Annotated in this window: 16 protein-coding genes; all 16 read right to left on the reverse strand. The window is 36.6% G+C overall.

All coding sequences use genetic code 11. The features are described 5' to 3' along the window. Positions 1-9: 9 nt before the first annotated feature. The 16 genes from TKV_RS06700 to pta all read right to left on the reverse strand — a co-directional run bounded on the left by TKV_RS06700 (position 10) and on the right by pta (position 12,346). Entirely contained in the window at positions 10-243 is a 234-nt protein-coding gene (locus TKV_RS06700; protein ID WP_049685289.1) for a hypothetical protein, read from the reverse strand. Between the two features lie 114 nt (positions 244-357). Beyond that, complete coding sequence (locus TKV_RS06705) at positions 358-618, reverse strand: stage V sporulation protein S (protein WP_003869192.1); 261 nt, start codon at positions 616-618, stop codon at positions 358-360. Positions 619-724: 106 nt separating this feature from the next. Then, positions 725-1,786 (reverse strand): elongator complex protein 3, encoded by a 1,062-nt coding sequence (locus TKV_RS06710; RefSeq protein WP_049685290.1) that lies wholly within the window; start codon positions 1,784-1,786, stop codon positions 725-727. Beyond that, the gene (rnc, locus tag TKV_RS06715) at positions 1,783-2,523 is read right to left on the reverse strand and encodes a ribonuclease III (RefSeq protein ID WP_049685291.1); all 741 of its coding nucleotides are present in this window, start codon (positions 2,521-2,523) and stop codon (positions 1,783-1,785) included. The genes TKV_RS06710 and rnc overlap by 4 nt, the downstream gene beginning before the upstream one ends. Beyond that, complete coding sequence (gene fabF, locus TKV_RS06720; RefSeq protein WP_049685292.1) at positions 2,495-3,724, reverse strand: beta-ketoacyl-ACP synthase II; 1,230 nt, start codon at positions 3,722-3,724, stop codon at positions 2,495-2,497. Before fabF ends, rnc begins: the two co-directional genes overlap by 29 nt. 64 nt (positions 3,725-3,788) lie before the next feature. Beyond that, positions 3,789-4,016: an acyl carrier protein gene (acpP, locus tag TKV_RS06725; RefSeq protein ID WP_012995329.1), complete on the reverse strand. Its 228-nt coding sequence runs from the start codon at positions 4,014-4,016 to the stop codon at positions 3,789-3,791. A 40-nt stretch (positions 4,017-4,056) separates the two neighbouring features. After that, complete coding sequence (fabG, locus tag TKV_RS06730) at positions 4,057-4,800, reverse strand: 3-oxoacyl-[acyl-carrier-protein] reductase (protein WP_049685293.1); 744 nt, start codon at positions 4,798-4,800, stop codon at positions 4,057-4,059. Positions 4,801-4,802: 2 nt separating this feature from the next. Next, a complete protein-coding gene (gene fabD, locus TKV_RS06735) occupies positions 4,803-5,732 on the reverse strand; it encodes an ACP S-malonyltransferase (protein ID WP_049685294.1) in 930 nt (309 codons plus the stop codon). A 4-nt stretch (positions 5,733-5,736) separates the two neighbouring features. Then, positions 5,737-6,678 carry an enoyl-[acyl-carrier-protein] reductase FabK gene (fabK, locus tag TKV_RS06740; RefSeq protein WP_049686239.1) on the reverse strand — a complete coding sequence of 314 codons (942 nt, stop codon included), beginning with the start codon at positions 6,676-6,678 and terminating at the stop codon, positions 5,737-5,739. An 11-nt stretch (positions 6,679-6,689) separates the two neighbouring features. After that, positions 6,690-7,685 carry a beta-ketoacyl-ACP synthase III gene (locus TKV_RS06745; RefSeq protein WP_049685295.1) on the reverse strand — a complete coding sequence of 332 codons (996 nt, stop codon included), beginning with the start codon at positions 7,683-7,685 and terminating at the stop codon, positions 6,690-6,692. Beyond that, positions 7,678-8,676 (reverse strand): phosphate acyltransferase PlsX, encoded by a 999-nt coding sequence (gene plsX, locus TKV_RS06750; protein ID WP_049685296.1) that lies wholly within the window; start codon positions 8,674-8,676, stop codon positions 7,678-7,680. The genes TKV_RS06745 and plsX overlap by 8 nt, the downstream gene beginning before the upstream one ends. After that, a complete protein-coding gene (fapR, locus tag TKV_RS06755) occupies positions 8,660-9,262 on the reverse strand; it encodes a transcription factor FapR (protein ID WP_049685297.1) in 603 nt (200 codons plus the stop codon). Before fapR ends, plsX begins: the two co-directional genes overlap by 17 nt. Positions 9,263-9,371: 109 nt before the next feature. After that, positions 9,372-9,551 carry a 50S ribosomal protein L32 gene (gene rpmF / locus TKV_RS06760; RefSeq protein WP_049685298.1) on the reverse strand — a complete coding sequence of 60 codons (180 nt, stop codon included), beginning with the start codon at positions 9,549-9,551 and terminating at the stop codon, positions 9,372-9,374. Between the two features lie 17 nt (positions 9,552-9,568). Then, positions 9,569-10,054, reverse strand: coding sequence for a YceD family protein (locus TKV_RS06765; RefSeq protein ID WP_049685299.1), 486 nt, complete (start codon positions 10,052-10,054; stop codon positions 9,569-9,571). Positions 10,055-10,125: 71 nt separating this feature from the next. Beyond that, positions 10,126-11,334 carry an acetate kinase gene (locus tag TKV_RS06770; RefSeq protein WP_049685300.1) on the reverse strand — a complete coding sequence of 403 codons (1,209 nt, stop codon included), beginning with the start codon at positions 11,332-11,334 and terminating at the stop codon, positions 10,126-10,128. A 22-nt stretch (positions 11,335-11,356) separates the two neighbouring features. Then, the gene (pta, locus tag TKV_RS06775; protein ID WP_049685301.1) at positions 11,357-12,346 is read right to left on the reverse strand and encodes a phosphate acetyltransferase; all 990 of its coding nucleotides are present in this window, start codon (positions 12,344-12,346) and stop codon (positions 11,357-11,359) included. Positions 12,347-12,353 lie beyond the last annotated feature (7 nt).

Here is a 12,353-nt window from a genome sequence, read left to right on the forward strand (position 1 = left end):
TAACTGCGTTCAAATTTCATCTTTATTTTTCCTTATCTCTTCTACGATTTTTAATATTTCCTCCTTATAGGCTTGTGGTGCCGCTATATATCCCCAACCCTTTACCATTTGAAATAAACCATCATAAGCAGTGTCATGATATGTTATTATCACATGGGGTATATCTTTCTCTTTCAAAATCCCGTCTATCAATTTCGCTTCTACTTCATTTTCCAGTACTAAAATTTTAACAAATCCCTCCATAAAATCACCTCTTATTTAAGTTCGAATTTTACAAGTAAAATGTTTAAAAATAAAAAATACATACCACATGTCTATATTTCTAAAAAATAAAACCTGCTAAAAAGCAGGTTTAGATTACCTTGGTTCTACTATAAATTTTATAGCTGTTCTCATTTCGCCGTCTATTTCAATTTCTGAAAAGGCAGGAATAGCAATCAAGTCTATTCCATTTGGTGCGACAAATCCCCTCGCTATTGCTATAGCTTTTACTGCTTGATTTACTGCACCTGCCCCAACCGCTTGAATTTCTGCTGATGATTTTTCTCTTAAGACGGCTGCTAATGCACCTGCTACAGACTTAGGTTTAGATTTAGCTGACACCTTTAGAACTTCCACTGTCAAATAACCTCCTTCATATATTATTGTGAAAATGAATACATTTGATATATATTTATATATTCGATAAAAAACTAATATTTCCTTCTTTTTTATGAAATTTTTTTTAAAAATTATTCTTTACGTAGTCATTTATACAAATCCGCATAATTTTTCTGTAATAACAAAGAACTATCATGTCATAAGGTATTTTCTGTGACATTTTAAATTTTGCATTTACATTATATTTATTTTCTAAAATCTGTTTGTTGTGCTTTTTTTGTCCTATAACTGTTGAGATGCGTTTTTCATTGGAAATAATAGACACATCAGTATTTCGTATATTTTTCTCTTCAAAAATTTTCATCAATACATCTAAAATAACACGTGATTCCACTAATTGACCCATTGCAGGATGAAAAGGTCCTGCTACCACATCACCATTATAACTGATATTTTCCGTTGGTTGAAGTCCTATTCTTATAACTTCAACATCATTTTTAAGAAAGATTATATACAATCTTTTAGAAATTTCAACAGTTTCCTCTAAATTTAAAGGCTTATATCGGCCATCTTTATACATCTTTTCAAGGTAAGTTCCTTTGATCACCAAAGTAGGATAAATTCGCACGAAATCAGGCTTCAATTGAACAATTTTTTGGGCAGTATTTAAAGATTTATCTAAGTCATCCCCTGGTAAGCTTATCATAATTTGCAAACCTAACTTAAAATCGTACTGCCGTATAAGTTTTACGGCATTTATAACGTCAAGACTTGAATGACCTCTTCGACTTTTTAGTAACACCTCATCATCCATTGATTGTACCCCAAGTTCAATTATTGAAGCATTATATCTCTTTAAGTTCTCTAAGATTTCAGGGTTTATATAATCGGGACGTGTGGACAAACGAATGGCATCTATTTGTCCTTTATCCAAGTACTCTTTTGCAATACCTAAATACATACTTTGTTTTTCAATTGGAATACCAGTAAAACTTCCGCCAAAAAACGATACTTCTACTCTTGCATCCTTTGGTATAGTCTTTAAATGGCTTTCTATAGTATGTCGCACGTATTTTTCAGTTATTTCTTCCTCATGTCCCGTTATAGCGTTTTGATTACAAAATACACATTTAAAAGGACATCCTAAATGTGGTATAAAAATTGGTATTATATACATGCCTTTCATTTTATTATCCCCAGTTTATTTAATGCTTCCATCGCAGCAGCCTGTTCTGCTTCTTTTTTGCTCTTTCCATAACCTTCCCCTAACACCACATCTCCAATTCTCACCTGCATCACAAAAGTCTTGTTGTGGTCTGGACCTACCTCTTTCACAAGCTCATAAGTAATTTTTCCTATTCCCATACTTTGTACCACTTCTTGAAGTTTTGTCTTGTAGTCGCGATAAATCAATCCTTTTAACACTTCTTCTATTATATCCTTAAACAAGTCCAAAATTATTTTTCTTACGGTATCAAGTCCAGCATCAAGATATATAGCAGCCAGTAATGCCTCCATAGCATCGGCAAGGATGGAGTCTCTCTCCCTTCCTCCCGTAAGCTCTTCTCCCTTTCCAACCCGCAAAAATGTCCCCAATCCTATCTCTCTTGCACACCTTGCAAGAGAAGGTTCACAAACTATCTCTGCTCTGTATTTAGAAAGAGAACCCTCTTCCAAATCTTTTCTTTTTTTATACAGATACTCACTTATGACAAGGCTCAAGACGGCATCACCTAAAAATTCCAGCCTTTCATTGCTTATTTTGTTGTTTTTGCCTTCATTTGCCCACGAACTATGGGTCAAAGCTTCTTTTATCAGATTTTTATCTTTAAATGTATAATTTATCCTTTCCTCTAATTCGTTAAAACTTTCCCTTCTCACTTCTATACCTCTTTTAAAATTTTTTAAAAAGTAATGTTCCATTGTGGCCACCAAAACCAAAGGAATTAGAAATAGCATAATTCACATTGTATTCTATAGCTTTGTTAGGTACATAGTTTAAATCGCATTCTGGGTCAGGGGTTTCGTAATTGATTGTAGGAGGAATAATTCCATTTTTTATAGTCAAAACAGTGGCAACAGCCTCTATTGCACCTGCTGCTCCCAGCAAGTGACCTGTCATAGATTTTATCGAACTTATACACAACTTATACGCATGGTCTTTGAAAACAGTTTTTATAGCCATTGTTTCGTATTTGTCGTTGTATTCTGTAGACGTTCCATGAGCATTGATGTAGTCTATCATTTCAAAGTTGACATTTCCATCTTTTAAAGCCGCCTCCATTGCTCTTGCAGCTCCTTCACCTTCTGGAGCTGGAGCAGTTATGTGATAAGCATCGTCTGTCGCTCCATAACCTATTATTTCTGCGTAAATTTTAGCACCTCTTTTTTGTGCATGGTCTAATGACTCTAAAATTAAGCTTGCAGACCCTTCTCCCATTACAAAACCGTCTCTTCCCAGATCAAAAGGTCTTGAAGCTTTTTGTGGGTCTTCATTTGTAGACATGGCTTTCATAGCACAAAATCCTGCAAAAGACATTGGAGTTATAGCTGCTTCAGTGCCTCCTGTAAGTATGACGTCCGCATCACCTCTCTGTATGGCTTTAAAAGCCTCTCCTATGGCATTGGTGCTTGAAGCACAAGCATTTACTATGGTCTCATTTATTCCTTTAAGTCCAAAACTTATCGCAATTTGACCTGCTGCCATATTTGCTATCATCATTGGAATAAAAAAGGGGCTTACTCTTCCAGGTCCTTTTTCATACATCACTTTCATCTGATTTTCAAAAGTCTCAATACCACCAATACCTGTGCCGTAAATAACTCCAAACCTATTTAAATCGCTTCGCGAAAGGTCAATCTGCGAGTCCTCCAAAGCCAATTTCGCACTTGCTACAGCAAATTGAATAAATCTATCCATTCTTTTGGCTTCTTTTTTATCAATGTATAGCGTTGGGTCAAAGTCTTTTACTTCAGCCGCGACTTTGGTAGGAAACTCTGAAACATCAAACTTTCTAACTACATCTATTCCTGACTTTCCATTTATTAAAGAACTCCAAAATTCTTCAATAGTATTGCCTAAAGGAGAAATAACTCCTACTCCAGTTATAACTACTCTGTTCATAAATTAAACCTCCAAATACTGTGAAATTAAATATTGCATAAAGTCCCGCAGAGCGGGACCTAAATTATTCAAGATTGCTTAAATATTCTACTACATCACCAACTGTTTTGATTTTTTCAGCATCCTCATCTGGAATTTCAATATCAAACTCTTCTTCAAGAGCCATTATAAGCTCTACTATGTCCAATGAATCTGCCCCTAAATCATCTATAAAAGATGATTCCATTGTTATCTCGTCTGGATCGATACCAAGTTGTTCAGCTATTATATCCCTTACCTTTTCAAAAATCATATTGTTTCACCTCCTCTCAGAGATATACATTATGATAATATTACATAACCATTCCTCCGTCAACATTTATTACTTGCCCAGTAATGTAATCTGAGGCGTCGCTAGCCAAAAAAGCCACTAATTCGGCAACATCTTCTGGTTTTCCAGCTCTTTTTAACGGAATGCTCTTTAGCATATTCTCTTTTATTTCCTCTTTTAGTACATTTGTCATATCTGTCTCTATAAAACCTGGTGCTACAGCATTTACTGTTATTCCGCGACTGGCAAGTTCTTTTGCCGCAGATTTTGTAAGCCCAATAACTCCTGCCTTTGAAGCAGCATAATTAGCTTGCCCTGCATTTCCTATCATTCCTACAACTGATGTAATATTTATTATTTTACCTTTTCTCTTTTTTATCATATACTTTGAGGCAAATTTTATTACATTAAAAGTACCTTTTAAGTTTACGTCTATTACTTCATCCCAATCACTTTCACTCATTTTCAAAATCAAATTGTCTTTTGTTATGCCCGCATTATTTACAACAACATCTATATTTCCAAATTTTTTAACAATCTCATCGATAGCCTTTTCCACATCTTCATATTGTGAAACATCGCATTTTACAGCCATAGCATCTACTCCATACTTTTTCACTTCATTGACAACCTCTTCAGCACTTTTTTCGCTCTTTGAATAATTGACGACAATATTAAATCCGTCCTTAGCTAAGCGAAGTGCAATGGCACGGCCAATTCCTCGAGACGCGCCAGTAATAAAAGCAGTTTTTCTTTCAGAATTCATCATTATACCCCCAACGCTGATAGAGTCTTTAGAAGCGACTCCTCATTTTCAAAATTATAAGCTGCTTTACTTTTATCTATCTTTTTAACAAAACCTGTAAGGGTTTTGCCCGGACCTATCTCAATAAAAGTATCTACTCCCTCTTCAATCATTTTTTTGACAGACTGTTCCCACAAAACAGGATGGCTTACCTGTTTTACAAGTAAATCTTTTACTTCTTCTTTTTTGGCGTAATCTGCTGTGACATTTGATATTACAGTAATTTTCAAATCTTTAATTTCAACTTTTTCTAAATCTTTTTGTAATAACTCCCCGGCTTTTTTTAGCATGCTGCAATGAAAAGGAGCGCTTACTGCTAAGACCACAGCCCTTTTTGCCCCTCTTTCTTTTGCCAATTCAACGGCTCTTTCTACAGCCTTTACTTCACCAGATATAACTAACTGTCCAGGACAATTGTAATTAGCAGGTTCTACTATTCCCACCTCTGATGCAACGCGACAAATCTCTTCTACAACTTCATTTTCTAAGCCAAGTATAGCTGCCATCGTCCCTACTCCTTGAGGAACGACTTCTTGCATGTATTTCCCCCTATTTTTAACTAAACGCACTGCATCTTCAAAATCCAGTGCTTCTGACAGCACTAATGAAGCGTACTCTCCTAAGCTTAAACCACCAGTCACATCCGCTTTTATTCCTCTATTTTGCAAAACTTTAGTCAAGGCTACACAGACTGTCAAAATAGCAGGTTGTGTGTTTTCTGTTTTCATAAGTTCTTCTTCAGGACCTTCAAAACAAAGTTTAGATATACTAAACCCCAATGCCTTGTCAGCTTTTTCAAAAATCTCTCTGGCTTCTTCATATTTTTCGTATATGTCTTTTCCCATCCCTGCATATTGGGCACCTTGCCCTGGATAAATAAATGCAATTTTCATCCTTTCACCTCATTTTATACAAATTGTCAATAACCTCACTGGCTTGTTTCATTATGTCCTCTATTATTTCCTTGACAGGTTTAATGTCATTTATGAATCCAGCAATTTGTCCTGCCATGACAGACCCGTATTCCACATCGCCGTCTACAACAGCAGCTCTTAATTTCCCTTCACCCAATTTTTCCAATTCCTCTTTAGAAGCTCCTCTTTGCTCTAATTTTTCAAACTCTCTTGTCAGTTTGTTTTTTAAAGACCTGACAGGATGGCCAGTACTTCTCCCTGTTACTACTGCATCCCTGTCTTTTGCTTTTAAAATATACTCTTTATACCTGGGATGTGCTGTACATTCTGTGGAACACACAAAACGCGTCCCCATCTGAACACCTGAAGCGCCTAAGCAAAAAGCAGCAGCAAAACCTCTACCGTCAGCAATTCCTCCCGCCGCAATGACAGGAATCTTAACAGCATCCACCACCTGAGGAACTAACGCAAATGTCGTCAATTCCCCAATATGTCCTCCTGATTCTGTTCCTTCAGCAATAACAGCATCCACTCCAATATCCTCCATCCTTTTAGCCAAAGCCACTGAAGGAACCACAGGAATGACTTTTATGTTCCGTTCTTTGAGCCTTTGTATGTACTTGCCAGGATTTCCTGCTCCAGTAGTTATTACTTCTACTCTTTCTTCCAATATTACTTCCATAACTTCATCCACAAAAGGAGATAGAAGCATCACATTGACGCCAAAAGGCTTATCTGTCAATTCCCTCGCTTTACGTATTTGTTCCCTCACAAAACTGGCTGGTGCATTTCCTGCACCTATAATACCTAATCCTCCAGCATTTGAAACGGCTGCCGCAAGTTCTGCTGTTGCAACCCAAGCCATTCCACCTTGAAATATTGGATATTTTATGTTTAACATTTCTACTATTTTCGTTTTAAACATATTTTCACTCCTTACTTGCTCCATCTTATAACACTTGAACCCCATGTTAAACCTGCTCCAAAAGCAACTGTGAGTATAATATCACCTTTTTTAATTAGACCTTTTCTATAAGCCTCGTCTAAAGCTATTGCAACAGAAGCAGCAGAAGTATTGCCATATTTGTCAAGATTTATATATACTTTATCATTAGTAAGTTTTAGCCTTTTTCTTGCAGCTTCAATTATGCGCGTATTTGCTTGATGTGGTATGAGCATATCAATATCTTCAGGTTTTAATCCGCATCTATTCAATGCTTCAATTGTCGCGCTGTCCATCACTTTTACCGCAAATTTAAAAACTTCTTGCCCTTCCATAAAAATAGTGTGCAAATTATTTTTCACTGTTTCTTCACTGGCAGGCATCCTTGAACCTCCTGCTGGCATGTATAGGTATTTGCCACCAGTTCCGTCAGCTCCCAAATAAGAACTTAATATTCCATATCCACTTTCTACTCTTCCTACAACAGCTGCGCCTGCCCCATCTCCAAAGAGCACACAGGTGTTCCTGTCTTTCCAATTAGTAATTTTAGATAAAGTTTCTGCTCCAATAACCAAAATTTTACTATACATGCCGGTTTCAATGAACTGTTGAGCTATAGCAAGCCCATATATAAAACCGGAACATCCCACAGAGATATCTAAAGTAGCTGCATTAACCGCTCCCAAATTTGCTTGCACTATGCAGGCAGTAGAAGGAAAATTCATATCTGGCGTAACAGTAGCAACTATAATCATATCAATTTGTAAAGCATCGACATTGGCATCTTGAAAAGCTTTTTTCGCAGCTTCAGTCGCCAAATCGGAAGTGGCTTGAGAAGAATCCGCAATGCGCCTTTCTTTAATTCCTGTTCTGGTGGTAATCCATTCATCAGAAGTGTCCACCATTTTTTCTAAATCAAAATTGGTAAGAATTTTATCCGGAACGAAACTACCTGTCCCTAAAATTCCTGCTGCAATTTTTTTACACACTTAGCTCATCTCCCATTGACTCAATTTCTTCTTTTATGTGATTTAAAACATCATTGTCCACAAAAGTTTTTGCCTGCTTTATCGCATTAAAAATAGCTTTTGCTTTTGAATTGCCATGGGCTTTTATGACTGGCTTTTTAATTCCTAAAAGAGGTGCACCGCCATATTCGGTATAATCCATTTTTTTTGTAATTCTCTTTAATCCACCCATCACCAACAAAGCGCCTAATTTTGTAAAAATGTTTCTTTTAAACTCTTCTTTTAAAAGATGTGCGATTACAGAAGCAATTCCCTCCATAGATTTTAGTATAGCATTTCCTACAAAACCGTCACAAACTACTACTTCACATACTCCATAAGGAATGTCTCTTCCTTCAACATTTCCAATAAAATTCAGCTTTGTCTTTTTAAGCCCTTCAAAAGCCCTTTTAATTACATCATTTCCTTTTCCTTCTTCTGTACCTATATTAAAAAGTCCTACTCTTGGCCTTTCTATCCCAAACATTTTCTGCGCGTAAACATGCCCCATAACTGCAAACTGCATGAGATTGTAAGCATCGCAATTTGTATTTGACCCAGCATCTAAAAGCACCACAGCCCCTTCTCGAGTAGGGAGTATAGGAGCTAATGCAGGTCTGTCAATCCCTTTGAGACGCCCTAATATCAAAAGAGAACCTGCCATTAGTGCACCAGTGTTTCCCGCGGATAAAAAAGCATCGACTTTGTCATTTTTTAGTAATTCTAATCCTACCACCATAGAAGAATCTTTCTTTTTTCTTATAGCGTTAACAGGTGATTCGTTGTTTGTAATTACTTCTGTAGTATAAACAAGTCTTAGTCTTTCATTTTTTCCTTGAAGCTTTTCTAAAGCTTCTTTATTCCCTATAAGTACAATTTCTACGTCATCAAAATGATGTAATGCTTCTAAGCTGCCCTTGATTATTTCCTCTGGAGCATGGTCGCCGCCCATAGCATCAATTGCCAACTTCAATAGTGTCACTCCTTTTTTTTAGAAAATCTTCATCGATGGATACTAAGATGAATTTGCCCCGGAAAACTTCTCTGTCTTTTACTTTTATCTTGACCCATACAAAATATTTGTTTCCCCTTTGCCTTATGACTTCTGCTTTAGCTACAAGCCTGTCTCCTACTTTGACAGGAAACTTATACTTTATGTTGGCTACGCCAATCAGGGCAGCAGAAGCATCAATAACTGACATAGCTAAAGACTCTGCCTGGGAATAAATATATTGCCCTTTTACAATTTTAGTCTTTACAAAAACCATGTCCTCTGTTGGTTCAAAAATTGATATTCCCCTTTTTCCTAATTCAAGGTCTATCAACTCTCCCACAACTTCAGTGTCCGTAATCGTCCTCACTTTTTGATAATTTTTTTCTGCAACACTTTTTATACGTTCTCTAACTTCCGGAATGCCAAGCTCCATTCTGTCCAATCTTATAGTTTGGACACTGACACCAAACATTTCTGCCAATTCATCATCTGTATAAAAGGGGTTTTCATTTATTTTTTCTTTTAAAACTTTTTGCCTTTCTGCTTTATTCATTCGTACAGCCATATTACCAGCTCCAGATATTAGTTGTTTTTATGACCTACCCTAAATTATAAATTATTTTTTTTGCAAAATCAACTAAAAAAGTAGTAATAGGAGGGATCCTATTACTACTTTATTCTTCCACTTTTATTACTTCTCTGTCTTTATAATATCCGCAGTTGGGACACACCCTATGGGGAAGTTTAGGTTCATGGCATTTAGGGCACAATACATAAGCTGGTGGCACTAATTTATGACTGTTTCTCCTTGTATCTCTTCTTGCTTTGGATGTCCTTCTCTTTGGAACAGGCATTTTAACACCTCCTACATCTATTGCAATAATTTAGTTAGCACTTCTAACCGCGGATCTATTTCGCTGCGCTTACAATTGCAACTTCCATGATTTAAATTTGTACCGCAAATAGGGCACAAACCTTTGCAGTCCTCACTGCATAAAAATTTCATCGGCAATGACAAGATTAGAAAATGCACTACAAAAGTTGTCAAATCAAAATTTTCGTAAAAACTGTCGTCGATTTTCTCGTCTATAGCCTCCTCCACGTATTCTCTCAATTTAAGGTTTAAGTCGTAGATAAACTCTTCCAAGCATCTGTCGCAAATTGCCTTTATACTGCCCACAATGTCTAACTCTGCAAAAAGTCCTTCTTTTCGAGCAGTGATGGTGCCATTAACATGGAGAGGGGTCACAACTTTGTACTCATTGCCTTTAAACTCAATGCTTTCTACATCTTCCACATAATCTACACTTATGCTGCGCCCAAGCTGTCCTTTGATTTTTGACAAATCGATTTTCATTATTCTTCACACACCTTAAAATAATTGCCATCACCTATTATACTAACCCCGCTAATAATTGTCAAGGCAATCTACTTTTTTAACCCCTTTACTATTTTTTCAGTATCTTTTGCTATCATATATTCCTCATTCGTCGGTATCACCATAACTTTGACTTTTGAATCTTCTGTGGAAATAATTTCTTCTTTGCCTCTCACCTTATTTTTCTCTTTATCAAGATTAAAGCCCAAATATTCTAAACCATCCAAAATAAATTCCCTCATCTCAGAACTATTTTCTCCAACTCCTGCAGTAAATACAATGACATCAACACCACCCATCGCAGCTACATAAGAACCTATCGTCTTTTTAGCTATGTAAGCAAAAACTTTTAAAGCCAGCATTGCCCTTTTATTGCCTTGTTCAAAAGCAGCCGCCTGTATATCTCTAAAGTCATTACTTATCCCTGAAATGCCGTATACTCCTGATTTTTTATTTAATATATTTATAACCTCTTCTGCGGTTATCTTTTCTTTTTCCATTAAGAAAGTTATAATCGAAGGATCAATATTTCCTGACCTTGTACCCATAGCCAGTCCTTCTAAAGGAGTAAACCCCATACTCGTGTCTATGGATTTACCTTCTTTTACTGCAGTAATGCTAGATCCATTTCCCAAATGACAAGTGATGATTTTTAAACTTTCAATAGGCTTATTTAATATTTCAGCAGCTCTCAAAGACACATATTTATGAGAAGTGCCGTGAAATCCATATCTCCTTATTCTGTACTTCTCATAATATTCATAAGGAATTGGGTAAATATAAGCATAGTCTGGCATTGTCTGATGAAAAGCTGTATCAAAAACAGCCACCATTGGCACATTAGGCATAATCTGCTGGCAAGCTTTAATTCCTTCAATATTGGCGGGATTGTGTAAAGGAGCAAGGTCAATACACTCTTCCAGTTTTTTTATGACATCTTCATCAATCAATACCGAATCGGTAAAACACTCTCCACCGTGTACCACTCTGTGACCTACCGCATTTATTTCACTCATATCCTTTAGTACCCCTATTTCCTTATCAACAAGAGCTTCCAACACAATCTGTATAGCCTCTTTGTGGTTTTTCATACCCTTTTGTATTTTTACTTTTTCTTTACCATTGACTTGATGAGTTAAAAGAGAATCGTTTATTCCTATTCTCTCAGCTAACCCTTTAGCTAATACTTTTCCATCTTCCATATCCAATAATTGATATTTTAATGACGAACTTCCACAGTTCATAATTAAAATTTTCATGACTTTTGCCTCCCTCTCTTTTTTACCCTTGAGCTTGTACACAAGTTATTGCAATAACATTAACAATATCTTCCACACTACATCCTCTTGACAAATCATTTATCGGTTTAGCAAGACCTTGAGAAATCGGACCTATAGCATTTGCCTTAGCAAGCCGTTGCACTAATTTATAACCGATGTTTCCTGCTTGCAAATCTGGGAAAATAAGCACATTAGCCTTTCCTGCTACAGGACTTCCCGGAGCTTTTAACTCCCCAACTTCCTTCACTATTGCCGCATCCAATTGTAGCTCACCATCAATTAGCAAATCAGGTGCCAATTCCTTTGCAATTTTAGTCGCATTCTTCACCTTATCTACTAATTCATGGTTTGCACTTCCTTTAGTAGAAAAAGACAGCATAGCAATCTTAGGCTCAATGCCTGCAAGAACTTTTGCAGTATGGGCAGAGGCAATAGCGATTGCTGCAAGTTCTTCTTCCGTCGGATTAGGATTTATAGCACAGTCTGCAAATATAAATACTCCGTCACTTCCATAATTACAATCGGGTACTTCCATTATAAAAGCGCTTGATACAACTTTAACATTTGGAGCTGTTTTTACGATTTGAAACGCAGGCCTGAATACGTCTGCCGTAGCGTGAATCGCTCCAGACACCATTCCGTCCACATCACCCAATTTGACCATCATACAGCCATAATACATTGGGTCTTTCATAGCTTCTAAAGCTTGTTCCTGAGTTACTCCCTTGTTCTTTCGCAAATTATAATATTCCTCTGCATACTTTTCTAAGAGTTGTGACTTTTTAGGGTCTATAATTTCAGCCTTTGAAATATCAAGCCCTTGAGCTTTTTCCCTTATTTCATCCACATCTCCCAATAAAACTAGATCTGCTATCCCTTCTTTTATTACCCTTTCAGCAGCTTTTAATGTCCTCGGTTCACTCCCTTCTGGCAATACAATCCTTTTTTTAGTACTTTTTGCTTTTTGAATAATACTTTCCATTACAGACATTTTACTA

The organism is Thermoanaerobacter kivui, from assembly GCF_000763575.1.
GTDB lineage: Bacteria > Bacillota > Thermoanaerobacteria > Thermoanaerobacterales > Thermoanaerobacteraceae > Thermoanaerobacter > Thermoanaerobacter kivui.

What these genes read in the sequence shown, in the direction of transcription:
- fapR (WP_049685297.1), bottom strand. Translation starts at nt 9,262, where the DNA reads ATGGCTGTACGAATGAATAAAGCAGAAAGGCAAAAAGTTTTAAAAGAA.
- pta (WP_049685301.1), bottom strand. Translation starts at nt 12,346, where the DNA reads ATGTCTGTAATGGAAAGTATTATTCAAAAAGCAAAAAGTACTAAAAAA.
- acpP (WP_012995329.1), bottom strand. Translation starts at nt 4,016, where the DNA reads ATGATTTTTGAAAAGGTAAGGGATATAATAGCTGAACAACTTGGTATC.
- TKV_RS06710 (WP_049685290.1), bottom strand. Translation starts at nt 1,786, where the DNA reads ATGAAAGGCATGTATATAATACCAATTTTTATACCACATTTAGGATGT.
- TKV_RS06700 (WP_049685289.1), bottom strand. Translation starts at nt 243, where the DNA reads ATGGAGGGATTTGTTAAAATTTTAGTACTGGAAAATGAAGTAGAAGCG.
- rnc (WP_049685291.1), bottom strand. Translation starts at nt 2,523, where the DNA reads ATGGAACATTACTTTTTAAAAAATTTTAAAAGAGGTATAGAAGTGAGA.
- fabG (WP_049685293.1), bottom strand. Translation starts at nt 4,800, where the DNA reads ATGAATTCTGAAAGAAAAACTGCTTTTATTACTGGCGCGTCTCGAGGA.
- fabD (WP_049685294.1), bottom strand. Translation starts at nt 5,732, where the DNA reads ATGAAAATTGCATTTATTTATCCAGGGCAAGGTGCCCAATATGCAGGG.
- TKV_RS06765 (WP_049685299.1), bottom strand. Translation starts at nt 10,054, where the DNA reads ATGAAAATCGATTTGTCAAAAATCAAAGGACAGCTTGGGCGCAGCATA.
- fabF (WP_049685292.1), bottom strand. Translation starts at nt 3,724, where the DNA reads ATGAACAGAGTAGTTATAACTGGAGTAGGAGTTATTTCTCCTTTAGGC.
- TKV_RS06770 (WP_049685300.1), bottom strand. Translation starts at nt 11,334, where the DNA reads ATGAAAATTTTAATTATGAACTGTGGAAGTTCGTCATTAAAATATCAA.
- rpmF (WP_049685298.1), bottom strand. Translation starts at nt 9,551, where the DNA reads ATGCCTGTTCCAAAGAGAAGGACATCCAAAGCAAGAAGAGATACAAGG.
- fabK (WP_049686239.1), bottom strand. Translation starts at nt 6,678, where the DNA reads ATGTTTAAAACGAAAATAGTAGAAATGTTAAACATAAAATATCCAATA.